The following is a 24,282-nucleotide window of genomic DNA, read 5'->3' as shown; positions in this document are numbered from 1 at the left end:
CACGCAGCGTTTACGGCTGCGGCCGCAGATGCGGCAAGAAATCGATGCCCGTACGTTCAACCAGCTCGCGGTAGCTGATGGGGCGGCCAGCCTTTTCCCCTTCCTGGTTGGCTTGCCAATGGGCCCATGCGCGATGGCTTGTGGCGTCGTAGACCAGCTTGTACAAGTGGCTGGGCACGGCCACGCCATTGGGCCCGATGCGCGGGCTGGTCCGGCTGAAGACCGGCCCGGTGATGACATAAACATCACCCTGGGCGCGCAGGATGTAGCGCCGCGTGTCCTGCTCAATCTTGGCCCAGGCACCGCTGTTGTGGTTCGCATTCTGCGGAACCATATTGGCCAGCGAGAAGCTTTGTGCCATGGCCGTTGGTGAGGGCATGTCGCCAGCGGGCGCCATGTGGCCGCGGGAGTAGCCTGAACGCCGGTAGTCCTCTAGCTCGGCCCGCTCACTTCGGGGCAAGCGGGCGTCCGCAAAAAACGTGTCCGAGCGCTTGCCACCATTGGCCTGCAGGCTTTGCCGGCTGAGGCGTTGCGCCACAAAGAGGGGGGTGCGTGTGTTGCCGTTGTGCAGCACCGCAAAAGCTTCGTAGCACAGCTCGCGTTGCTGGGCTTGACGCTGCACAACGGGTGGACGGCCCTCGGCAAAGAATTGAGGGCATTGCGCAAAACTGGAGGCATAGGCCGACGTCTCAACGCGGGGGCCCCTGTGGTCGAATGCGTGGGCAGCCGAAAGGCTAAAAACAAGGCTGGCGACGAGGGCGGCGCCTGACCGTGCCGCCGCTCTGAAGAGGGAAGAATGCATAGTCCATAAGCATACTTACCAAAAGTGCGATTCCGGCGATTCCGGCGCTATGTCCACACAACGCGTGCGTTTCACACCCAGGGTGTTCCTCCGGGACGGTGCTTGGTGCAACGCCCGCCGTGGCCTGTGTCAGCCCGGCCGAAGCGCCGTTCCGGGCCGTCAGCTTGAAGACATTCGGGCGGGCGATACTGGTTGGTGTTGTTACATTTGGATCTTTGAGAAAGCTGGACGATGGACGCGCAACCGAGCACTTTGATGGTCAACCATTTGTTGCTGGGCCTGGCTCGGCAGTCCATGGCCGCAGGTGAATTGCACAAGGGTTTTGAGCTGGGCCATGCCGTTCTGACCCGCAGCTTCAAGGAACACAACCACCCTCTGAGTGCGGAATCGATGTTGCTGCTGGCCCGCGGCCAGGTCATGGACTTCGAACTGCAGCGCGGTTTTCATTTCAGTGCATTGGCCGCGCAGTTGTTCAGTGCGCAGGGTAATCCGGTCGGGCTTGTGGAGGCGCTTTCGGTCGTGAACTACACCGCCAGCTCCCTGGGGCTGCCTGATGCCCGCCAGGGACGCGAAGACCTGTTGGCCCTGCTGGAAGATGGGGCCGCAGGCCATGCGGTTCATGCGCTGGGGCTGAACTACCTGGGTGTGTCCGCATTCTGGGAAAACGACTTTCAAGCATCGGCGCATGCGCTGGAAAGCGCGGTGATGCTGTCGCAGGTCAGCCATGGTGGCCCGGCCATGCTGCAACCCTTGGTGAACGCGAGCTTCTTGGAGGTTTTGAGTTTGTCTAAGCTCGTGCGCCAGCACCAGGATTGGGGAGACGGGGCCAAGCTCGTGAAACTGGTCGCCGCAGCCCAAACCGCCTCAAACCAATGGTATTCGCAGTTGCCAGAGCGACGCACGGCGCTGATTGGGACGGTGCTTTTGCTGTTTGTCAGTTGTATCGCGGCGATACGGGATGGCAAGCTGGTTGATGCCTGTAGACACCATCAGGCCTGCCTGGAAATCGTCAACCAACTGCCTCGTCATTGCTGGCTGCGTGCCATCACCTGGTGGGCCCGTGCCGAACTGGCCGCGAGCCATGACGATTGCCGGCAAGCTGTGGTTGCCGCAGGCGCCATGAGAATTGCGGCCCGGGTGGGGCAGCATCAGCGGCTGGAAGTTGTTGCCGGCGAAATGGAGCTGCACTACCGAACATCGAGTCGGCTCAGGGGGGCTGGCGAGGTTCTTTGAACAGTGTTGTTGTAAACCGCTGCCTCGAACCAGCTAGGCGAAACAGGCATCGTGGAAACGGCTACCTCCGATTCGACCAGGCTTCTACATTCGGCCAAAACCAGATTTTTATTGGCGAGCTCTGAATTCGTACCTCTCTAAGCTGAAACGGTCGAGAAAACCATGCACACCGGGCTGCCGCAGCCAACGGATTTCTGTGGTGGATGCAACGTCCCTGTCGTCGCATCGACGGCGAAGCTGACGATGCTGTCACTGTCTTCGTTCAACACATACATAAACGCACCATCAGGCGCTAGCGCAAAGAAGCGAGGCGTTTGACCGTTAGAAGAAATGGCTTCAACAAAGCTAAGCCTTCCCGTTTCCACGTCAATGCGAAACACCGCAATGCTGTCGAGGCCACGGTTGGAGGCGTACAAGGTACGTCCATCGTGTGAAATGGCAATCTCTGATGCTCGGCTGTTGCCGACATAGGTGTCTGGCAAAGAGGACAGGACCTGCAATGCTTGCAGTGTGCCGGTCGTGTCATCAAATCGGCAAGCCAAGACGGAGGAGTCCAGTTCGTTGATGACATAGGCAAATGGTGCCGTGGGATGGAATGCCACATGGCGTGGGCCTGCGCCTTCCCGGCACACCATCCATGGGCTTTCCGCAGGCGTGAGTTGCCCATCTGCAAACCGAAAAACGAACACCCGGTCCAAACCTTTGTCGGGCACCACCACAAAGCGCCCGCTTGGGTCAAAGGGATTGAAGTGAGGTTTGGCGTGTGGTTGTTCTTTGCGGTGTGGGCCCGGCGCACCGGGCAAAGACACACGCTGCCGAACAGTCCCTAAGCGGCCGTCGTTGTGTACGGGCAGCACAACCAAGCTGCCACCTTTGTCACCCAGATGGTCGGAGACGACAAGAAACCTCTCCGTCGGGTCCAACACAAGGTGTACGGGATTGAGCCCGCCACAGACCTGCCGCTGCATGAACTGCAATGTGCCATCATGCGGAGACACGGCAAAAACACTGACCTCATGGCCGTCGCCGTGCACGCTGTAAAGCCGACGGCCCGATGTGTTCAGGCACAAGTACGATGGGTTGACCAGGTCCTGCACAAGCTGGACCAGGGCCAGGCCGCCGTCGTGGGCATTGACTCGAAAGACGCTGATGCCTTCCCCACGTGCATTACGTTCGCGCGTGGTGCGCGAGCCGACGTAGGCATACACGACGGAGGGCTGGGCTGCGGGCGCGCTGCTCATGCCTGTGCGGGCGCCACCGACGCGCCTTGAATGCCATGGCGCACCAAAGCGTCTGCAATAAATCCGCTGGCCTTCATGTCTTCCACATACTGCCGCAGTACTGCGGCGGCGGCTTCACCGCGACCCTTGGGTAGCCCCATGGCCTGCTGAATGACCATGAAGCGGCCTGGCAGCAAGCGCAAGCCGGGCACACGCTGCGCATCCGCTTCGAGCTGCTGCTTCACACCGGCGGCGACCTCGGCGCCTTGCTCGATAAAGGTATCGACCACGGTGGGTGAAGTCGGTGAACGCAGAATCTCGGCGCGCTTCAGTTCACGTGTGAGATACAGGTCATAGGCACTGCCTTTGCCAACCACGACCCTATGCCCGTCCCGGTCGACTTCGGTGTTGTCCTTCAGCGGCGAGCCGTCTTTGACCAGATAGGCCCCTTCTATCAGGACATAGGGAGCCGTGAAGGTTATGCCTGCGCCGCGCACAGGGTCGACCGCAAAGAAGCCAAAGTCGGCCTGTTCCGCCGTCACCGCTTCAACCGATTTGCCAGCGGCATCGAACACCACCAACTCCACCTCCAGCCCCAGCAAACGCGCAAAGCCGTGCGCCAAATCAATCGATACCCCAAACGCTTTGCCGTCCTTGCCCAGGTTGGCCAGGAGGGGGTTGCCGACGTTGATGGCCGCGCGCAGTTTGCCGGTGGGCGCAAGAGTGTGCAGGAGTTCGGGTGTCACAGACATGGTGTTGGTTTGCCGATGAGGCACTAAGTTGGTGGTGGGTTAGGGGGAGACGTGTTCGACCCCGGCTGCAAGATGTCGCTGATGCGGCCCAGGTTGCGCAACGTGCTGCCCAAATGCTCACGCATGGCGGCAGACGCTTCTTCGTTGCGCTCTTGCTCCAGCAGTTGCAACACCGCCAGGTGCTGCTGGCAGTGCTCGACGTAGCGCGTGCGGTCGCGCATGGAACGGTAGGACAGCAAGCGGCGCACGCGGTTGACGCGCCGAATGGTGTCGATGAAAAACGCATTGCCCGAGGCCTCCACCAGGGACTCGTGGAACAACACACCACGGTCATGTAATTCGTCTGCGGTGGCGGTTTCAATACCGCCGTGCAGCAGATGCATCTCGGCGGCGCGGCAACGCGCAAGCACCTGTTTGTCGAGCCGGTAGCCAGGCTCCAGCAATGCGGCTGGCTCGAGTGCCAGACGCAAGCGATAAGACTTCAGCAGACTGTCGGGCGTCGTCAACATGGACGAGAACTCCCAGCCATAACCGGGCTTGCGCTCGGCCCAGCCTTCTTGCGCAATACGCGTGAGCACCGCCGTGAGTTGTGCCGGCGTGAGCTGGTAGCGGGTCTTCAGCGAGGCTTCGGAGAAGGTGTCGGGCAAACGCCCCTGCAGCCGGTCTTCGGCAATCTTGAAATAAGCCGTGCTGGTGACATCGGCCTCGCTGACGCCAACTTCCTGCAAAAGCTCGGGTGGCAATTGGGCCGTAGCCTTGGCCAGGAAGTAACCCCGGTTGCGCTCGCGCAGCACAACCCCTTTGTCCTCCAGCAACTGCAGCGCCTCGTTCACCGGCGAGCGCGATACGCGCAAGCGGTCGGCCAAGGCCTGCGCGCGCAAATGGGTACCGACGGGCCAATCCTCGTTTTGAATCAACGCAACGATTTGGGCAGATATAGGGGCAGGAGCTTTCATGGGAGAGATTGTCCCATCCAGCAAACCCGCGCCACGCATCTGCACTTCCATCTTGGTCTCGAATCTCGGTCTGGCTCGTAACGCTCAGGATGCTTGCAACTGGCGACCAACCGCATGTTCTGCGATGGTCTGGCCCAGAATCAGCGGGATGACGCCACCGCTGCGCAACAGCGCGACTTCCAACTGTGTTTCCACCGCCGCCGTGGCTTGAAACACGTCCACGGCGCCATTGGCACGCAACACCTGCACGCTGATGGCACAGCGGGGAGAAAGTGCATCTGCCGGGGCAAACACCTCGATGCGGTCGCCGGGCTGCAATTGCAAGCTTTGCGGTCCCACACCTGCCGGGAAGCGCAGCGGCAGAATGCCCATGCCTATGAGGTTGGAGCGGTGGATGCGCTCGAAGCTCATGGCCAATACCGCGCGAATGCCCAAGAGCCGTTGCCCCTTGGCCGCCCAGTCGCGTGACGAGCCGGTGCCGTAGCGCTCTCCCGCCACCATCACCACCGACTGACCCGCATCGCGGTAACGCTGCGCCACGTCCCAAATCGCTTGCACTTCGCCGCTGGGCACATGCAGTGTGTGGGCCACCGGCACACCAGGGGCCAACAGGTTCTTCAGCGTCTTGTTGTGGAAGGCCGCGCGCATCATCACTTCCCAGTTGCCACGGCGTGAGGCGAACACGTTGAGGTCGTTGCGGTCATCGCCGCGTGCGACCAGGAAGTCGGCTACCAGGCTATCCGGTGGAATGGCGCTCGCTGGAGAAATATGGTCGGTGGTGATGTCGTCACCAACAATGAGCAGCGGATAGGCGGCGTAGTGCCCCAATTGGCTGCCCTCGTCGACGGCGGCAAACGGCGGGCGCCGCAGCGCTGTCGACTTGGGGTCCCAGGGGAACAATGCGGTGTCCGGTGCCTTGAGGGCAAACCACAAGGGGTTTTGGCTGGCGACAGCAAAGTCCTTTTGGTAGTCTGCCGGGTCGGCACTCAACGCCAGATGCAGGGCAATCTCCTCTCGGGTGGGCCACAAATCCTGGAGGAAAACACGGCGCCCCTCTGCCGTGGTTTGGACCGGCTCTTCACGCAGATTGCGCGCGGCGTCGCCCGCCAAACCAAAGGCAATGACCAATGGCGGCGACATGATGAAGCTCAGTTCAATGTCTGGGTGTACCCGCCCCGGAAAATTGCGGTTGCCGGACAGGATGGCCACAGCCTTGGTTTCACCGGCTTCTTGTGCCGCTTTGACCGGTGCGGTCAACGGGCCGGAGTTACCAATGCAGGTGGTGCAGCCGTAACCCACGATGCCGAAGCCCACGGCTTCCAGGTCGTCGAGCAAGCCCGCACGCGCCAGGTAGCTGGCTGCGGCGGGCGAACCAGGCCCCAAGGAGGTCTTGACCCAATGCGGCACCTTCAAACCCAAGGCTCGCGCCTTGCGCGCCACCAGGCCAGCCGCAATCAACAATGCCGGGTCACTGGTGTTGGTGCAGCTGGTGATGGCCGCAATCGCCACGGCGTGCTTGGGCAATGGCCCGTGCGCCTTGGCGATGAAGTTCACTTCCGCCAGGGCCTTGGCACTGTCGCCGTAGTCCATCAAATCCTGTGGCCGACGCGGCCCGGCAATGTGCATGCCGATGCTGCTCAGGTCGATGTCGATGACACGTGTGTAGCGTGGGTTGGCTTCGGGGTCGAACCAGAAACCGGTACGCCGACAGTAAGTCTCGACAAAGGCAATGTGCGCCTCGCTACGGCCCGTGCCGCGCAGGTAGGCCAGGGTGTGATGGTCCACCGGGAAATAACCCGTGGTGGCACCGTATTCGGGCGCCATGTTGCTGACCACCGAGCGCTCACCGGCGGTTAATGTAGACACGCCGGGCCCAAAGTATTCAACAAACTCACCCGACACCCCAATCGCGCGCAAACGTTGGGTGGCGGTCAGGGCCAGGTCCGTGGCCAACACACCCGGCTGCAACGCGCCTGTGAGCCGCACACCGATGACATCCGGCACGCGCAGCATGGTCGGCATGCCGAACATCACGGTCTGCGCTTCCAGCCCGCCCACGCCCCAACCCAAGACGCCAATGCCGTTCACCATGGGTGTGTGGCTGTCCGTGCCAATCATTTGGTCGGGCACGGCCCAGGTGACACCATCGCGTTGCTCGGTGGTCACCACGGTCGCCAGTTGCTCCAAATTGATGGTGTGCATGATGCCGGTGCCTGGCGGGTGTACCCGCACACGGGCTAGCGACTTCGAGGCCCAGCGCAGAAAGCGGTAACGCTCGGCGTTGCGCCGAATCTCGATTTGCAGGTTGGCCGTTGACGCATCTTTTTGCGCGAACGCTTCCACCGCCAAGGAGTGGTCAACCGACACATCAACCGGCAGCCCGGGGTTCAACACCATAGGGTCGACGCCCGCTTCGGACAGTGCATCTCGCATGGCTGCGATATCGACTAGTGCGGGGGTGCTGGTGGTGTCGTGCATCAATACCCGACCCGGCTGAAATGCAATCTCCGCCTCGCTGGTGCCGGTGTCTAGCCATGCAAACAGCGCGTCAACGGCCGCCTGGCGTTCTGCACCCTGGGTGTTGCGCAACACGTTCTCCAGCAGGTGGCGCAGCACCACGGGCAATTCTTGCAGCCTAGCGCTGAACAGTGCGGGCAAGTCTGAGTAGCGAAATTCTTGTCCCGCCAGGCGGAACGCACTGGTTGGATAGGCATTGGTGTTTTCCATAGGTCGTATTTTGCATATTGAATTCATAAAATGCAATCTAGCGCAAACCCTGAGCTAATTCAGGGAGGCTTTTCGGCCGCTACTTTTGGAGACTTCATGACCACCTTTCGCAAAACGCTGTTGCTTTCGGCAGCCTTCCTGGCGTTCCCAGCCCTTGCCCAGGACTACCCATCCAAGACGATTACGGTGGTGGTGCCCTTCACCGCTGGCGGCGGTGTGGACGCCATTGCCCGCCTGCTGGCCGACAAGCTGCGCGTCTCTTTGGGGCAGTCGGTGGTCATCGACAACAAACCCGGTGCCAGCGGTATGTTGGGCGCCAACGCGGTGGCCAAAGCCAAGGGCGACGGCTACACACTGCTTCTTGGCAGTGCGGGTGAAACAGCCATCAATCCGTTGGTCTACAAGGGCCGGATGCAATACGCGCCCGAGAAAGACCTGGCGCCGATCACGCTGGTGACACGGGTACCCAACGTGCTGGTGACCTCGCCCAACCTGCCCGCGAAGAACATAGAAGAACTGGTGGCCTACGCCAAGAAGAATCCCGGCAAGCTGAGTTATGCCACCAGCGGCGTGGGCAACCCACAGCACTTGAATGGCGAACTGCTGCAGTCGCTGGCCGGCATCAAGATGAACCACGTGCCGTACAAGGGCTCGTCAGGACAGTTGGTCGACGTGGCTTCCGGCAACGTCGACATCACCTTTGTGAGCATGGCTGGCGCTGCGCCGTTCATCAAAGGCAACCGGGTCAAGGTGCTGGGCGTGACGTCCGCCAAACGCGCGAGCTTTGCGCCCGACGTACCGGCGATTGCCGAGTACGCGCCGGTGGCTTCTTACAGCCTGGAAAACTGGTTCGGTCTGTTTGCCCCCGCCTCTACGCCGCCTGCGGTGCAAGCCAAGCTGAACGCGGCTGTCACCGAAGCGCTGCGCGACCCCGAACTCGTCAAGCGTCTGGAAGACCAGGGCGGCGAGCCTGCGCCCATGACGCAGAAGCAGTTCAAGGACTTCATCGCGGTCGAGACCGCCAAGTATTCAAAGATTGTGGAGTCGGCACACATCGTCGCCGAGTAAGCACCAACCAAGCGTGTTTTGGAAGCCGCTCGTCAGAGGCGGCAAGGCCTTCTTTTGCCTCATTTTTATTCACCGAGGAGACAACATGTTCAAACAAGCTTTTAATCGTGCAGCCCCTGCCCTGGCAATGGCAGCCATCACCGCGACAGTGAGCGTCGGAACCTCTGCACAGGAGGCCGTTGCCAGCTTCCCGAGCAAGACCGTGACCATCATTGTTCCGTTTGCGGCCGGTGGCAACACCGACGTCAAGACACGTTTGGTGGCCAAGCAGTTGGGCGACATCCTGAAGCAGCCTGTCATTGTTGACAACCGACCCGGTGCCTCGGGCAACATAGGCATCGAATTGCTGACCCGCGCCGCGCCCGACGGCTACACCATCGCCATGGGCAGCTTCGGCCCGTTGGCCGTGAACCCCTGGATTTACCCCAAGGTGAACTTCGACCCTAAGACCTTGGTACCCATCATCTTGCTGGAGAAGAGCCCCCTGGTGCTCTCGGTACCGGCCGACAAACCCTTTAAAACGATTGCCGATGTGGTGGCGGCCGCGAAAGCCAAACCCGGCTCATTAAACATTGCCAACGCCGGCCCCGGCGGCGCGCACCATCTTTCGGCCGAGCTCTTTGAAAGTGCGGCTGGCATCGACATGGTGGGTGTTCCGTTCAAAGGCGGTGGCCCGGCCGCCACGGCTTTGTTGGCAGGCCAGGTCGACATGATGTTTGAGCAGACCGGAGCTGCGTTGCCGTCCATTCAGGCCGGGAAGATTCGGCCGATTGCGGTGACGTCAGCGAAACGCTTGTCGTCCATGCCGGATGTGCCAACCTTCACCGAGGCTGGCTATCCACAAGTCACTGTCTCCAATTGGATGGGCTATGTCGCGCCGAAGGGCACACCGCCAGCAATTGTGGCGAAGCTACAGGCAGCCTTCGCCAAGGCCATGGAGCACCCTGAAGTGAAAGACCGCATCCTGAGTCAGAGCAATGAGTTCGGCGGTGGCAGCAGCCAGGACTTCGCCACCTTCATCGACAACGAAAGCCTGAAGTGGTCCAGGTTGGTGAAGGACCGTGGCATCAAGATTGAGTGATGCGGTTGGGCCCCGGGTGAGAAACCGCTTTGTAGAGGGGAAAGGCAGCTTGAGGCCCAACTGCGACACTCACGCTTGCCTACAGCGGCTGTCCGGAGCTAGCGACAGCAGGGCAACCGTCTTAGTTGAGCGGCTCAATATTGAGGGGGAAAACTTCGCTGTTCAGCAGGTCAAGAATCGCGACATGGTCAAAGTCTGTTTTGTATATCGCCTGCCGGGTTATCTCAGGGATGTAGGCAGATTCGGAGCCTGAGTCCCCTGAGAGCACAAAAAGCAAAGACTGCCGCTTTGCTCGCAGCTTGTAGGCTTGAAGTCTTTTTTTTTCTTTGCGCCAAGCCGCTGTCTTACGTCGCTCGGCGACAGAGGGCCCACACTCCAACCTTCCTGCGAATACCAGCTTGTTCCCTGCAACTGGGGTAAATAGTGCACGTATAGTCGACGTACACATGCTCGCAATAGGGGCGGTTGAACTTCGATTTCTGCTTTCCACTTAATTCCCGAGGGGTGACGTGCAATTTCCGTCGAAACAGCCGTAGCCAGCATAGAGGCCAACTCCCTTCGCGCACTCGTAGGGCCAATGAAATGTTCCCTACGAAACTCGACTGCGATGCTGTAGCCAAGGCCACAGCTACAAAGGTTTCTAGCGAGGGCGCAAACTTTCCCTCTCACATCTTCTTGCGCTCTTTCTGCCTCATCGACCATTTCAGTTATTTCTACACCGTAGGACCACTCACTGCTTGTCACCACGATATCGGGATTTTCACCTTCCCCATCCTGTTCGAGACCCGCAGGGAAAAGGTCGGGCCGTAAGCCACGAGCAATTTCAAGGAACGCCACTTCTTTCATCTTCCGGTCGCTTGAGTTCACTGGCTCTCCATTCTGGTTCATGAAGTGGTGGCGAGTCCCGCAATCTGGCCCATCCTCACGGAGGCAGCTTTTGGCCGACTGCGGAAGTTTCGCCCATCCTCGAAGTACGGTTTCGCTTCTGCCTATCCAACGCAAAAGAGCCATAAGTTTCTCAACTTATGGCTCTCAAATTCTCAGCTTATGCGTCTAGCTACAAACAAATGTAGGGAGACCCATAATCTGAGAATCCCCGTCTTTTGAAATCAAACACTTAGACGCATTTGGGAAGCAAAAGTGAGAAAGTCTAGCAGCATAAGCTGAGAAATCTCACCCTGCCACTGCGGAGGTGACCCGCACCTATGGACGTCGGGAGCGAGGTTCTCCCATCACTCGTAACGGGGGATGTGACGCATACCTAGGCGGTATGCTTTTCCGAACTGGCGGTCTTTAGACTATATGCCTGGAGTCTGGGGAGGGCAAGGGCCTCCATCAATGCCTTCAACGAGCCAGCCCATTCCAGCCGCTCCTGTTCAAGTCGCACACGGCCACCCCAGGTGCCCGCGCGTAGGTGCTCATAAAGTGATTTTTCCTCTGGAGTCAACCCGTCGAAGGCCATGTTGGCACACAACGCCGATTCCTGGACCCAAAGCGGTCGATGTGCCAGAAGCGTCGCCTCATCCATCAGAATGGACCGAATCTGGGGAACCGCCTTGCGGGCGCGGTCCAAAATTGCAAAACCATGGGAGTCAATGTCTCCCCAATACACAACGTCAGCCTCCTGCAACCAGGGAAGTGCACCTAGTGCACTCACCGCATTTCCGAGCTTCATGACGAGCACAGTGTTTGCAACATCGGGAAGCGCCAGCCCTGTTTCGAGGTTCTCGACAATCACGACTGACGCAGGCGAAATCGGCAATCTACCTAGCTCGTCTACCGGTGCTTCAATATCACCCAAGCCCCCAACAATGCTGCGCAGCGTAGGACAGAGCAATCGAATGCGAACTCGATGAGCCGGCTTTTTGAGACCAACCAACGCATGGAGGTCGCCGCCATCATCCCCAGTGCCGCTTATCGCGCGAAGAAGACCAGCGACCAAGCCTGTACGCTTCTCCAACCACTTTGTATCCAGCCCCTCTACCGGGAGTTGCCGTAGATACAGTCCTGACGCCGGATTTGCGGTCAACCATGCAATCAGGGTCTGCAAGCGTTCAAAGTCCTCGGCAGAATAGTCCGCGAGCACATCGAACCGAGAAGCCAAGGCATTGCCCTTTGTCAGCACAGGCCATCGGCTCAACATCCGTTGATATCGCTCGCTGGCAATCTCCCATCGCCTGGACTGACCAACCGCAGCCGCCACGACAGCAGCGCTTTCAAAGCTCAGCCGACTGGGTAGGCGGTGCTTTCCGAACCTTGCAAACTGCCGTTCTTCGAACAGAACTTCTCCTGGTCCAGTCCGTGACTGCCAAGCGGCCGCCCATGCCCTGACTGCGGAAGCATCCTCCGCGATATCCTTATCGGTTGGAACTCCCAGCGTCACAACCAGTGGCCAAGTTCCGTCCCCAGCCAACCAGTTCTGATGCTGGTTGTTAAAGCGGCGAACCAAAAAATCGCGCGCGGCCTCAGGAGACAGTAGTTTCTTCGACATTGCGCAGGTCCTGGGTCAGTTTCAGTCGATGAGACTCACTGTCGTATTCGATGGGGATGACCGCCGACTTCTTGCGGTCCTTGATGTGCACAAAGCATGCGCCGCCAATGAATGGCTCAAGTGTCATCACGGACTTCAGCGGTGTGGCCACAATCATCTGAAATCCGAAGGTTTTGAAGATGTTCATGGCCATGGCCGTGAACTCCGCATCGGCCTTGTCGAAGGCCTCATCCAGCACAACGGTCGAGTAGCTGGGAAGTGCCCTGTCCTGCCCGCCAAGCTGGTATCGAAGCGCTGCCGCCAAACAGGTTGCGGCGAGTTTCTGGCGCTGTCCACCCGACTTCCCTGCGCCACTGCGGTAGACCTCGACCTCCAGGTCGTCCTCGTCCAGTTCGCGAGCAACGAACTCGACGTGTTGCCGCACGTCGAGCACAAGATTTCGCCAGTTCTTGTCGACGGTTTCCTGGCTCGCGAGACGTTTTACGAGGTCAGCCAACGCTTTGAAGCGCTTCTCTGCCAAGTCGCGGTCGTTTGAGAACGAGTGGCTGAGTGAATCCTTGAGGCTCGCACGGAACAAGCGCACATCCTCGATGGCCTTGTCGGTCGTGTCGATGACGAGGTGCGTCCCCGGATTGAACGGCGCCGTTCGCAGACTTTCATTGACGAGCTCCATGCGAGACCGAATGGCTGAGCGCTCCTCGTCCAGCTTCGTGGCGAGCAACGTAAGATTCTGGTCGCTCTGCTCCCGTAGAAGGCTGAAGAACCGGTCCTCGAACGCGGGCAGGTTGTCGTCCTCCAGCCGCTTGAGCTTTGCCATATAGTCGTCGGCACTTTCGAGCGTCGCATCAAGGCCGCCAGCAACGGCAGCCCACTCCCGGTTGAAATTTGCAAAACGCTGAACGATGGAATTGCGAAGGTCCGACATCCGACTTTCCAGTGTCCGCAATTCCGAGTTCAGGCCGCGCTCAACCAAGTTGGTGACATGGTCGAGGCTCTCCAGGGTGACTTCTTTCCCCGTGGTCTTGTACCGGACTGCAATTTGCTCGGCGAAGGCCGGCGGACGTTCAGAAGTCGGCCACAGCTTTGCTAATTCGTCCAGCTTCCCTCTGAAACGATTGATATCAGCAGAAATAGACTTCCCGTTGCCGTCCTCAGCGCTCTTCTTATCAGCAGCTTTGGAATATGCATCTTCTTGCTTTCCAATGCGGTCGTTCAACGCTGCAAGGTCTGGACGAGCTTCACGCTCAGCCCTCAAGCGGATGGTCAGGTCGTTGATGTGCGTCAACAGAGACCCGACGTCTACATCGTTCCAAGTCAGATTCGACAGATTTTGACAGTGCAGTATCTGTTCCTGTTGGGCATCTTCCTCTTTCCCAATCTTGCGAACGGTCTCTTCGAGTTCACTGATACGGCCACCGATTTCCATGGCCTGCTGTTTGAAAATTACCAACTTTTCCTTGTTGTCGAAGCCCAAGACCCACTGATTGCGGTCGTTGACCGAGTGGCGGTCATTCTTCTCATGCCGCATGGTGCTGTGCTTGACCTGTCCCTCGCGGGTGACTGCGCGCGAAGCATTGCGGAACGCCTGCAGTGTGTCGGCGCACTCGAAGTCGAAGGAATGCTTGAGCTCCTCCCGGACCCAGTCCCCGAAACTACCCGATGCCATGTTGAGCTTGCGCACCAAGGAGTGGGGGCCTGGTGTGCGCCCCGAGGTCTGGGGAATGGTTCGGAAGTACACCAGCCGCTCGCCGATGTTGCGTTCATTCAGGTAGGTCGATACCGCAGGGTAGTGCTTCTCGTCCACAAGGATGGAACGAGCGAAGCCACCCAGGACACGTTCGATGGCCCCGCGCCACTCCGTCTCTTCGGCTCGGACCTCGACCAATTCGCCGACAAACGGCAGCTTCTCTTCGGGAATCGAGAGGTCCAAAGCCATGCGTTCCCGCAAGTCGACCAACCTTGCTGGCAAGTTTGATTTCTGGCGCTCAAGCGCCTTGACCTCTGCGACGACCTTCAGGAAACTCTCATTTGCCCGACGCAGCTCATCCTTGACACCGTCCTTCCGTTCTTCGACCTCGTTCTTCAAGTCGCGGGCATTCAAAACCCGTTGCTTGGCAGCTTCGACACGCTGGACAAACCACACCACTGAATCAGGAACGGCCCATCCCATGGCTTTGCATGCTGCTGCCGCCAGGTCGCGCTTGCCGATGCGGATTGGCTTTTCGGTTTCGGCGGCCTTGATGTCACCTTCAAGCCGAGCAAGAACATCGGCTCCCATGTTGAGTCTCTGCCGTTGAAGGTCCGTCAGCTTCTGGAACTCGTTCTCCACAATGGACGCGAGACGCAAGGTCTCCTGTCTTGAGCCCTCCCTGTCGACTTCGAGTTCGGCAATACGCTCGTCGAGAAGAAGCTTGCGCCGGTGTTCTCGATATTGGTCAATGGCGGTCTGTATGGCCCGCAGGCCATTGCTCTCAAGTTTTACCCGGTCAAGCTCCCCGTATTCTTCGCGCGCCGGCACCAGCGTCTTAATTTGTTTACGAGCTGCGACGACTTCTTGGTGCGCCTCATTGAGCTCCCCGAATTCATTGACCAGGCTGGTGGCGATGCCGAAGGTTTCGGGCTCGTCCAACATGAAGTCCCGCAAGAACACGTTGAGGTCGCCCAGGTTCTTGGCGGACTGCGTCTTGTGCAACAAGCGCAATGCGCGCTCGTTCTCGATTCCCAGCAGTCGGCGGAAGCGTTCTTGGTAAGCGCTGAACTCCGTATGCACCTTGGCATCAGGCAAGTCGTGTTTGAAACGGCGCGCATCGAATTCGTTCTTCGCGAAGAACTCCAGCTCCTGAACATCAAACTCCCGTTCAAGCGTCAGGTACACCCGCTTGGCATCACCAGACGCGGTCGAGTTCCCCTTCACCCACAGCACTTGTGCAAGCACCACGACACGCCCTAGTTCATCACGGTAAGTCTCCGCGATGGCAGACCACGTCGTCCCGCTACGCAAGTACTGCGACACATAATCGCCGGCCTCGCCAGTCTGCTGCGCCCACGCCCCACGGAGGTAGGTCATGACGCTGCGGTCCCGACCATTGCGCTCGGCCTCGCGTGCCGCAACGTTGAAATCCACCCACTTCGGAGGCGTCAGAAGTGCAGCATGTGCATCCAGGACAGTGGACTTGCCAGAACCCGAAGGGCCGACGAAGAGGTAGCCCTCTTTTGGGATGGGGAAATCGAAGACGTTTGAGAACGTCCCCCAATTGAATGTCTGAATTCGCGTGAGGCGAAACTGGTCACTGCTACCCCCCAGCAGTTCGGCTTGAGCAAACGGGTTCATTGAGCATCCTCCTCATCTTGCACCGTCTGGACGTTGTCTTCGCCACCAGATGCCCCAGTGGTACCCGCTTCTCGACGGGAGGTAACCAACGTGGCATACGTCCGCGTGAGTTCCTGAATTTCCTCCGCGGAGAACAGGAGCTTGAGTGTTGGCGAGACCTCGTAGCGTTCCCCCGACCCGCGAATGGACTGCAACAAGCTCAACGTCTTCGCCTTGTCGACGGCATTGATGACCTGCCGACCGAACTTGGCGTGGTCGGGGTTATTCTCTTTTTCGAACACCGCCAGATGTTCTTGCATGTCTTCGAGCGAGACGACCGCCCGCTCTCCCTGCGCATCGGCCTGGGTCAGCCGCTGCCGCAGGAAAAGCAGTAGTGCCGTTTCCAGGAATGTAAGTGAAGCTTTACGTAGCAAGATGGGAACATCCAGCTCTTCAGAAACGACTTGCCTTGTGAAAGCGACCTTCTGCTCGTGGTCGATGACGACTTCAAGAAAAAAGTCATGCAACCGCGAACGGATGGCTGCCTCATCGCGCAACAGTACCGGCCACAGCTTCGATTGACGCCGGGCATCCACGGAGGGCCCCAGAAGAAGTTGAACCAGGACCCGTCGGGTGTCGATGGGCAACGTCCCCGTATCCCCTAGGAAGGTGGCAGCTTCGGCAACGGGGGAGTCCTCCCCTGCGTCGTCTACAGGAGACTCATCCATCATGTCAGTCAACGAGTTCAAGATAACGCTCCCTCATGAAATAGATGGTGGGAACCTTGGCGCGGCGCTGCACCTCGTCGTTCCCTGCCCAGACCACTAGCTCTGTCCCGTCGGTCACTTCCCCATGCTTGGAACCCAAGGCGACATAGCCGACAACACTTCCCAGACCCTGCTCCGCGGGGTACTCCGCAAGCACCTGCGCGATGGAAACCTGAGACTGACGGTCCAAGATAGCCCGTACGTGGGCCTTGAGCGTTCGAAAGTCGATTTCCGATTGTCGAACCAGCTCGCTCACCGTTTCGAGGTCCAATTCAGACGGCTCCGCCGCCTGCATCGAGGAGTCGGTCACTCGCTCAGCCGGGTCATACATCGCCCACTGCGACACGGACCGTATTCGGCTGCTGGACTGCATGAGCTCGAAGCCCACCTGCTCGTTTGGTCGCACCTCGTCTTTGGCGCTCAGCGCAGCCTGTGTCGCCGCTTTGAGAAGGCCATGTAGTCGTCGGTGCTCGAGGAATTCCCGGCTCTGGACAAAGCTTTTGAGGCTACGCGCGAAATGCTGCAGTACATCGTGCACCCCTCGTCCCTCGTTCAACAAGCCCCCCGTCAGCCCCAACAAGAACTTGCGCTCCTGCGATTCCAACTGTCGTGCGAAGGGGCGGCCTGTCACCTCATCCAACGACTCGCGCAGCGTCGCGGCCTGTTCGCTATCGGTCAGCAACCGCCAGAACGCATGAAAGGTTCGACCTGCATCGCTTTCACCAATGAGGTCAACTCCTGCAAAAAGCTGCTCCAACACATCGCCGCGGCTCCCTTCGTTCTCCATCAAACTCTGACGAAGACCTCGGTTCAACCTCTCGAATTCATCACGAACGCTTCGAAAGTCGGCTGCAAGTTCTTGCGCCAGGGCGATGACTTCGCGCGCCCGCTCTACCGCCCGGTCTGGGGCAAGCGCTTTGACCCCACCGCGTTCGACTTCCGCAATCGCCCGGTCAATGCGGTCTCGCTCGGCGCGCAAAGCCGCCAATCGCGATTGCGGATTGGTGTCGGTTTCCTCCGCCAGACGTGACAACTGGTGAATCACAACGGAGAGCCGGCTCTCGGTCGCCGTGCTACGCGGCTTCAAGAGTCCTGTCACAAAGCGCAGAGCGGTTAGTGCGTCCACCGACAGCTCGTACTCCTCCTCAGACGCCCCCGCAGGAAATCGACGAGTCAACCATCCCTGGCTGAGCCACTCTGCAACATAGGCCTGCGGTGTTTGCGGAAGCTCTTCCCCAACAGCCCGTAGCGCCTCGATATCGCGGGTCAATCGTTCGTGGAGCACTGAACTTGGAAGCGTTTGTTCGGACTCCACAAACAAGGACTGCAGCAAGGCGATTACAACAGGCCCCTTGTTGGCTGCCAGCAAACGCCAAAGGGGCTGCTCACGAAGATTGCGGAGGGCGGCCGCACCACGAAGTGCTTTCATGCCATTTCCCCGACAACGTCAAACCTGCTGACTTCTCCCACAGAGACCTCCAAGGTTGTTGACCAACGTCGTTAGCATACATCTATTTATTATTCGCGTCTATTTATTATTCTCATCTAGTTTTTGTACTCGTGAGACAATCGCGGAATGAAACAGCCAGACGCCAAGCCATCAGTTAAAGCGGAACAAGCCCCTGGTCGCTCCTCTGGACGGTGGAGCCAAGACCGCCGTTTGGAGTTCATAGATTTCCGCCTGCGCTGGGACGGTCGACTTAACCGCAGTGACCTCATGGAGTTTTTCGGGATATCCGTACCTCAAGCTTCGCTGGACATCGCCAAGTACACCAGCCTGGCACCAGGCAACCTCGTGTATGACCGCAGTTCTCGGGTCTACACCGCTCCTCCTGAATTCCAGCCACTCTATCCCTCGAGTGATGCGGGTCGATTCCTGAACGAGCTACTGGAAAACAGTGCAGGACTGCAGGCCGAAGAAAGCAGCTTTCTGGCCTGGGCCCCCCCGGTGGCAACGCTACCAACACCCAGTCGGAATTTTCGGACTGATGTTCTACTCGCACTTTTGCGCGCCATCAGGGAAGGGACTGCTATACGCGTGCAATATCAGTCCATGACACGTCCGCAGCCCACATTGCGCGCAATTACGCCTCATGCCCTGGCCCATGACGGGTTCCGCTGGCACGCTCGTGCTTTCTGTCATACCCGCAAGGAGTTTCGCGACTTCGTCATCGCGCGCATGTTGGAGGTCAGCGGGACAGGGCCTGGCCTAGCCGACCCGGCGGAAGACGCCGAATGGCACACCATTGTTCCGTTGGTATTGGTTCCTCACCCCAGACTGTCCGAATCCCACAAGCGCGCGATTGAGCTCGACTTCGGCATGGAAAATGGCCAAGTGGAGTTTCATTGCCGGCAAGCATTTCTCTTCTACGCGCTACGCCACCTTCGCCTTGAACTGGCCGAATCCTCCAAGCCCGAGGCGCAACAAATTGCACTCAGGAACCGTGCGGAAGTCGAGGCCTTGATGCCGGGATTCGTGCCGAGCACATAGTTACGTCCGAGCTTCTACTGCTTCCAGAAACCATAGTTCCATGAGCAGGCGCGTTCGATAGTTTGTGTAAACGGTGCGGGCTCCCCATCACTGGAATATCTTGCCGCGGAGGTTATCGGGAACAACTGCGGTTTCACAGCGGTAGCGGGTCGTTGTCTCCAGTGTGTTCAGCTGCGCGGCTATCCGTTCGCAGGTCTCTCCTGCGTCAAATGTCTTGACCTCCAGGTAAGTTGGGATGGAGCCAGTTGTGGATACGGCCAAAAGCACAAACAGGAGTGTCGCGGTCATCGCTCTATGCCCCCGCGTCAATTTTGAGATTTGCGGTTCATCTGGCCAATGAAGACGATGGCCGGCACGAGCAAGATGAGGAGACCTACCTTTAAGAGGGTCTTCGCGAAGCCCAGCCAAACAATGTAGGTCCCCAGCTTCACCAAGGCCACCGCCCAACCTGCGAATGTCAGTGTGAGCCAAAACATAGGTGCTTCTCCCAAAAGTTGAATGAGGGAGGAGTATTCGACCCACGGACGACAGGTGGTGTCGCATGTACTTTGTTGCTCACATCGAGTGAGGTCGGTCTTTGCGCAGGCCGAGAACGCCTACTCCAATGACCTCTCTCGCGGACTGAATCCGCGCCGTTTTTTCAGGGCAGCGCCGACGGGCGACTCTGCGGAAATTAGCTGGTGGTAACGGGAAGCACTGCGCGAACCCCAACACGAGCCAGTACCCAGATGAGCCCAAGGAACGCGATAGGGAACAAGACCGTCTGTGCGACAAAATAGCCAATCAACTTGACGATGGCGTTGGACCAGCCCGTTGCTGACTTGAGAATGTCTTCGTATTGAGATTTAGGGTCTGAGAATTTGCTTGCCCATTCCTTGAGGCGGGCCAACGAACTCATCGCGCGGTCGGCGAGGGGCTCCTTCAACACGCTCTCTGTCGACGGTGTTTGAAGAGTACTGAGCTCCTGATGGAGCTCGTCGGCCATGAACCAACGGTAGAGTGCTTCGTTCCCGATGGCGGAAACGGGGACGGCGAAACGAATCACCAGTAGAACCACCACCAGGGGTTGCAACCAACGCGAGGCAGAGTTTGCATCTCGCCAACGTGCAAGGACCATTCCGACCACAGCGACGGTCACCAGCGTGGACACGACCCAATGTGTGCCAATCTTGAGCAGCAACAGTTGAACGCCAAACGAGACGCTGGCGAACAGCATGACTTCGGCGAACTGGTCGAGAAGGTGGTCTAAGGGCTGCAGAATCTGGCCTGGCGCAAGCGCCACGCCGACCACGCCCACAGCCGAAACCTCCACCTGCGTGTGTTGGGCAACCGATACGACTGCACCGAGCGCACGGGCCGCTGCGAAGACTGTCAGCGCACGCTGCAAGCCGCCTTCCACTTCTGTCCGTGCCCGGTCTGTGACGGGAGTGAACCAACTGGCCGCTAGGACGATGACGGCCAAGAAAATGAGGACTGCTCTGCGCAGGTTTTGTGGAAGTGGCATGTCCGTGGTCTCAGTCTTTTGAAATGGAGAGGTAATCACGCAGGGTCTGTTCAAGCTCGTCTTGAAGGCCCGGAGGGCTGACAATCTGGATGTTCGGAATCCAATATCGAACGATGGGCATGACCTGGTTGGGGTGACCGACTCTGGCCTCCAGGAGGATGCTGCCATCCGGGAACTCGCGGGTAATGTGCTGGTTGGCGACCAGGGTTCGGCGTTTGAAATAGCCTGCGACCGACGGGTTGATTTTGAGCACCACATCGATGGGGTTCGCGCTCAGCCAGATGCCATCCTCCTGGGCGAGTCGAGCATCCACCGATGCGTCTGGAATGAAGGTGGTGGCACCTACTGTGATGCGCTCCAACTTGGTGAAGGAAAAGGTCTTGAGCTTCTCGTGGTGCTTGGCCGCCAGGTACCACACACCTTTGTTGTTGACGAGTTTGTAGGGTTCCACCACATAGGGCTTCAATCCAGCTTCCACGGGGTATTCGAAGGACACCTCAAGGTGGTCGGCGATGGCTTTCTCGACCGTCTTAAAGTCCTGTTCCTTGCCGCGCAAGTCCTCGTAATGATGGCCTTTGACCATCAGGCTATCGTGGACGCGGTTGTGGAAGATGTCGCGCAGAAACTCTTCGGAGAGTCCAGGAAACAAGCCCTTGACACCGGCCAGTGCCGCGAAGTGATGCACGTCCTTGAGCGTGAGTTTTCCAAGGAACGACGGATGCAGTCGGAACTTGCCTTCGCTCTGTTCGAGTGGCAAATACAGGAAGCGCTCGTGGAGGTCTCGCTGAATGGTGCGCAAGCTGACGTTGAATTCAAGCGCCAGCGCTTTAGGTTCTAACGCCTCCCCCTGATTCAGCTTACTGAGGATGGCCACCAGCCGGTGCACCAAGGTATCGTGATTCGCAGATGGCATGTTTGATGGTGGTGCTACGCGCGAACGCGGCATGAAATGGGTCGTGAGCACAAGGCGTCGCGACCATCGACCAATCGAATCAGGGAACCCTAGACCGAGGGCTGGTCTTTGGAGGCGGCCGGCTCTTCTGGCTTGTTCCAGCCCAAGGTCTTCTTTGCAGAACCCGCGAGATTGGTGGCGGCTCGCCCCGTCTTCTCATAGGCGACCCGGAGCGCATCGGATGCGGAGTTAGCCGCCGATTTCAACGCAACAGTGGTGCTCTCAACAGCCGCAGTCGCCGCGCTGCCTGCGACCTGGCGGAGGTCGTTCGCTTTGCCGGAGGCTTCGACCATCAGATTTCCCACTTTGCCAGCGGCTTCGTTCAGCGCCTTGGTGACGGCGTCGGCGTAGTCCATTACCTGCTTCTTGAACTCGCTCGCGGTTTGAGAACTAACCAGCTCTTTGGTTTGCGTAATCAGAAAATCGATAACGGATTTGATGAGCTGTGCGCCCAGCTCTAACCCACGGGTCACGCTGTCCACGATAGCATTCTGCTGGGCAGGCTCCAGTGCACGCCAACCGTAGTAGATGGCGCCCACTGCCGCACACGTCATCGCAATTGGATTGGACATCGTGGTGGCCGACACTAAGGTGCCAACTGCCGAGAGAGTGTTGCCGAGCAGATGCTGGCCGACTGCGATGACGATGACCGAGCTGAGATAGCCCAAACCAAACCCGAACTTCGCGCCCTCCAGGATGGCCCCTGTTTGAGAAGCCGTCTGGTTCTTCGAGTTCTTTAGCTGGTCGATATGACCATCCACAAAGGTGTTGATGGAGCCGGTCATGCCGTAAAGGCTGTAGATAGCTTTGGTCATACTGGGCAGTGCGGCTCCGGCGGCCAATCCTGCTGCACCTTTCGCGAGTCCTAGCATCATCTCTTTTCCTTACTTTTTTGATTCTTCGTGACGGTAAAGCTAACGTGAGTCGACTGTTGGGAGCCCTGGTAGGAGGTCCACGGAGGGACGGTACTAAAGGGCCTTCGGAAATGTAAGCCATTTGTTTCATTCGCCGTGGCCTTAGGGGACGGCAAAGGAGAAGGGGTAAGAACAGACCCAGGCGGGACCAGCACGTGCACGTTGATTTGGTGAGGGCACTCAAGCTTCTTCGATTTGGTTTTTTCCACGATAAAGGCGTAGACAAGCCCCATGCACATGACCACAGCCGCCGTCGTTAGGGCTGCCAAAAACTGCGCCCAGAGAGAACCTCCCCATCTATATGAAAGGGTTTCAGTGAGTAGGATGCACGCGCTCATGAGCAGCCAGCCAAACATTTCGGTCCCTTTCCGGAAGTGCGTTATGCCTTGCATTCTGGTCAAGGGATGCGACAGGTGGTGTCGCTGCTCCGGTACCAACCCTAGCCGACCTGGCGAAAGACTCGGAATGGAACACAATCGTCCCGTTGGTTTTGGTTCCTCATCCCAGACTGTCCGAATCCCACAAGCGTGCGATTGAGCTCGACTTCGGCATGGAAGATGGACAGGTGGCCGGCCAGCTCGTCCATCATCAACTCAAACTAGCGTGGCTCCAACATGTAGAAGGTGACTTGGTTACGGCGCATCACCGCGACCGGACGGTAACGCGCAGCTCTGAGAACGGAAGCCGGGGCTTGCCGGACCTCGGCCAAACTCGCGGTCACGTTAGTGAGAGGGTCCGCCATGAGTGCCCTTTCTATCCAGTATCCCCTTGACGGTGTCGAGGTGCGCGGACGTCAGTCCACGGTTCACTTCGCAAAAGACCACGTGCCTTTTTAACCTGGGTGATTTCAGCAGTCCTGTCCCGCTTATGGTGTCATCGAGAATCACAAATCGTTCCCCTGTCGAATATGCCGAGAGCCATCGTTCGATGGCCGTTGCGCGCGTTTCCCGTGCGTTCTGCGTGACCTCCCACTGTGGATGAAATCCTTGCGCCACGAAACCCAGACCCGTCTTGTGCAGCAACGTGGTCATGCCTGCCTTTTCCAGGAATCGCAACCATGACGTGGTGATGATGTACTGGGGGGCATGGGCAGTGTTGATTTGCCGCAGCAGGTCCGCGCACGATGGGGCAAACAGTCGTTCATACAGGTCCGGCGGCGGGTCGGGCGCCACGACGTCGTAGCCACCGTACGGCGCATTCAGGCATAGCACATCATCGAAGTCCAAGAAGACCAGTTTGCGAGGTGTGGGGGCGAGTGCAGTATCCATACGGCTAGTGGCTCACCAAATCGAGTTGCTCATATCGTTCAAGGGTTTTGCGGCACTACGTACATATCTGCCTAATTTGAAGCACTAAGTACGTGCAGGAAAACGGGATGTGACGGCAGGGGAACAGCGGCCCGCGCACAAAATGCGTTTTTGCCCAAAACCACTCGCGAAATCCCTCGCAAGGCTGATTTCATTGAAGCCAAGCAGGGTTGTCCGCAACCCCCCATCCAATCTTGCTCAGCGGGGGGAGTAATGCGCTAAGCCGTTGATGGCTGCTGTGACCACCAGCTCTCGCCAGCGACCAGGCTCCCACTCAAGTTTTAGCGCAACAGAAAGGCGTTTGAGCACCCACGTAATCTCGTCGTCTGTGTACCCCCATCCTTCGGACGCAATCTTCAAGCCGGTGCGGTCCAGTAGGAACTGTGTTGACCATGTGGGGTTCTCCCGAAGCTTGTTTTCGCAGTAGCTTGTCATCCCGCGCGTGAGGCTGCAGCAGTCAATGTATCGGCTTTGTAGTTCTTCCTCCGTTAGCCCGACAACAAATTTTCCCTGCTGGGTTTCTCGGGCGACGTATTTCGGCACTGCCCCCGGAACAACCCCTTCGTGCCCACCACGTGGAAAGTCGTCTGGAATGGTGTCAGCCATAACACGTCCTTAGAAATGGAAATCAGCTTACTGCGTTAGATGTTTTGCATCATGTCGAGTCCAGTATCCCGAGCAGTATTGTCAGACCCTCAATTTCCTCA

At 58.5% G+C, this 24,282-nt stretch carries 19 protein-coding genes; 4 read left to right on the top strand and 15 right to left on the bottom strand.

The window, feature by feature from the left end; all coding sequences use genetic code 11:
- Positions 1-10: 10 nt before the first annotated feature.
- The gene (locus tag ACFQ95_RS15065; protein ID WP_422832255.1) at positions 11-802 is read right to left on the bottom strand and encodes a DNA/RNA non-specific endonuclease; all 792 of its coding nucleotides are present in this window, start codon (positions 800-802) and stop codon (positions 11-13) included.
- Positions 803-1,192: 390 nt separating this feature from the next.
- On the opposite strand from ACFQ95_RS15065, the gene ACFQ95_RS15060 reads away from it, so the two are divergent.
- A complete protein-coding gene (locus ACFQ95_RS15060; RefSeq protein WP_422832254.1) occupies positions 1,193-2,035 on the top strand; it encodes a hypothetical protein in 843 nt (280 codons plus the stop codon).
- Between the two features lie 137 nt (positions 2,036-2,172).
- On the opposite strand, the gene ACFQ95_RS15055 is transcribed toward ACFQ95_RS15060, so the two are convergent.
- The 4 genes from ACFQ95_RS15055 to acnA all read right to left on the bottom strand — a co-directional run bounded on the left by ACFQ95_RS15055 (position 2,173) and on the right by acnA (position 7,690).
- Positions 2,173-3,276 carry a lactonase family protein gene (locus tag ACFQ95_RS15055; RefSeq protein ID WP_422832252.1) on the bottom strand — a complete coding sequence of 368 codons (1,104 nt, stop codon included), beginning with the start codon at positions 3,274-3,276 and terminating at the stop codon, positions 2,173-2,175.
- Positions 3,273-4,007, bottom strand: coding sequence for an ABC transporter substrate-binding protein (locus tag ACFQ95_RS15050; RefSeq protein ID WP_422832250.1), 735 nt, complete (start codon positions 4,005-4,007; stop codon positions 3,273-3,275). The genes ACFQ95_RS15055 and ACFQ95_RS15050 overlap by 4 nt, the downstream gene beginning before the upstream one ends.
- Before the next feature lie 23 nt (positions 4,008-4,030).
- Positions 4,031-4,963 (bottom strand): GntR family transcriptional regulator, encoded by a 933-nt coding sequence (locus tag ACFQ95_RS15045; protein ID WP_422832249.1) that lies wholly within the window; start codon positions 4,961-4,963, stop codon positions 4,031-4,033.
- 84 nt (positions 4,964-5,047) lie between these two features.
- On the bottom strand, positions 5,048-7,690 hold the full coding sequence (acnA, locus tag ACFQ95_RS15040) for an aconitate hydratase AcnA (protein ID WP_422832247.1): 2,643 nt from the start codon (positions 7,688-7,690) through the stop codon (positions 5,048-5,050).
- 96 nt (positions 7,691-7,786) lie between these two features.
- Between acnA and ACFQ95_RS15035 the strand changes: the two genes are divergently transcribed.
- Both ACFQ95_RS15035 and ACFQ95_RS15030 read left to right on the top strand, forming a co-directional pair.
- Complete coding sequence (locus tag ACFQ95_RS15035) at positions 7,787-8,758, top strand: Bug family tripartite tricarboxylate transporter substrate binding protein (RefSeq protein WP_422832245.1); 972 nt, start codon at positions 7,787-7,789, stop codon at positions 8,756-8,758.
- A gap of 85 nt (positions 8,759-8,843) precedes the next feature.
- Positions 8,844-9,839, top strand: a complete 996-nt coding sequence (locus tag ACFQ95_RS15030; protein ID WP_422832243.1) for a Bug family tripartite tricarboxylate transporter substrate binding protein — start codon at positions 8,844-8,846, stop codon at positions 9,837-9,839.
- Between the two features lie 1,261 nt (positions 9,840-11,100).
- Here the strand turns inward: ACFQ95_RS15030 and ACFQ95_RS15025 are convergent.
- Genes ACFQ95_RS15025 through ACFQ95_RS15010 form a run of 4 tightly spaced genes read right to left on the bottom strand, consistent with a single transcriptional unit; the run spans position 11,101 to position 17,836 of the window.
- Positions 11,101-12,330, bottom strand: coding sequence for a Wadjet anti-phage system protein JetD domain-containing protein (locus ACFQ95_RS15025; RefSeq protein WP_422832241.1), 1,230 nt, complete (start codon positions 12,328-12,330; stop codon positions 11,101-11,103).
- On the bottom strand, positions 12,305-15,661 hold the full coding sequence (locus ACFQ95_RS15020; protein WP_422832239.1) for an ATP-binding protein: 3,357 nt from the start codon (positions 15,659-15,661) through the stop codon (positions 12,305-12,307). Before ACFQ95_RS15020 ends, ACFQ95_RS15025 begins: the two co-directional genes overlap by 26 nt.
- Positions 15,658-16,389, bottom strand: a complete 732-nt coding sequence (locus tag ACFQ95_RS15015; RefSeq protein ID WP_422832238.1) for a DUF4194 domain-containing protein — start codon at positions 16,387-16,389, stop codon at positions 15,658-15,660. The genes ACFQ95_RS15020 and ACFQ95_RS15015 overlap by 4 nt, the downstream gene beginning before the upstream one ends.
- Entirely contained in the window at positions 16,373-17,836 is a 1,464-nt protein-coding gene (locus ACFQ95_RS15010) for a DUF3375 domain-containing protein (RefSeq protein ID WP_422832236.1), read from the bottom strand. The genes ACFQ95_RS15015 and ACFQ95_RS15010 overlap by 17 nt, the downstream gene beginning before the upstream one ends.
- A 147-nt stretch (positions 17,837-17,983) precedes the next feature.
- On the opposite strand from ACFQ95_RS15010, the gene ACFQ95_RS15005 reads away from it, so the two are divergent.
- Positions 17,984-18,898, top strand: a complete 915-nt coding sequence (locus tag ACFQ95_RS15005) for a helix-turn-helix transcriptional regulator (protein WP_422832234.1) — start codon at positions 17,984-17,986, stop codon at positions 18,896-18,898.
- Positions 18,899-19,203: 305 nt separating this feature from the next.
- On the opposite strand, the gene ACFQ95_RS15000 is transcribed toward ACFQ95_RS15005, so the two are convergent.
- The 6 genes from ACFQ95_RS15000 to ACFQ95_RS14975 all read right to left on the bottom strand — a co-directional run bounded on the left by ACFQ95_RS15000 (position 19,204) and on the right by ACFQ95_RS14975 (position 24,181).
- Positions 19,204-19,374: a hypothetical protein gene (locus tag ACFQ95_RS15000; RefSeq protein WP_422832232.1), complete on the bottom strand. Its 171-nt coding sequence runs from the start codon at positions 19,372-19,374 to the stop codon at positions 19,204-19,206.
- A gap of 197 nt (positions 19,375-19,571) precedes the next feature.
- On the bottom strand, positions 19,572-20,402 hold the full coding sequence (locus ACFQ95_RS14995) for a hypothetical protein (protein ID WP_422832230.1): 831 nt from the start codon (positions 20,400-20,402) through the stop codon (positions 19,572-19,574).
- 10 nt (positions 20,403-20,412) lie between these two features.
- Positions 20,413-21,348, bottom strand: a complete 936-nt coding sequence (locus ACFQ95_RS14990; protein WP_422832228.1) for a helix-turn-helix transcriptional regulator — start codon at positions 21,346-21,348, stop codon at positions 20,413-20,415.
- Between the two features lie 56 nt (positions 21,349-21,404).
- Positions 21,405-22,229, bottom strand: coding sequence for a hypothetical protein (locus ACFQ95_RS14985; RefSeq protein ID WP_422832226.1), 825 nt, complete (start codon positions 22,227-22,229; stop codon positions 21,405-21,407).
- Positions 22,230-22,990: 761 nt separating this feature from the next.
- The gene (locus ACFQ95_RS14980) at positions 22,991-23,536 is read right to left on the bottom strand and encodes an HAD domain-containing protein (protein ID WP_422832224.1); all 546 of its coding nucleotides are present in this window, start codon (positions 23,534-23,536) and stop codon (positions 22,991-22,993) included.
- A gap of 237 nt (positions 23,537-23,773) precedes the next feature.
- On the bottom strand, positions 23,774-24,181 hold the full coding sequence (locus ACFQ95_RS14975) for a hypothetical protein (RefSeq protein WP_422832222.1): 408 nt from the start codon (positions 24,179-24,181) through the stop codon (positions 23,774-23,776).
- Positions 24,182-24,282: the final 101 nt, after the last annotated feature.

The sequence above is a fragment of the Variovorax sp. HJSM1_2 genome, from assembly GCF_049316285.1.
Taxonomy (GTDB): Bacteria; Pseudomonadota; Gammaproteobacteria; order Burkholderiales; family Burkholderiaceae_C; genus Rhodoferax_B.
This window is presented reverse-complemented; position numbering and strand designations above follow the sequence as displayed.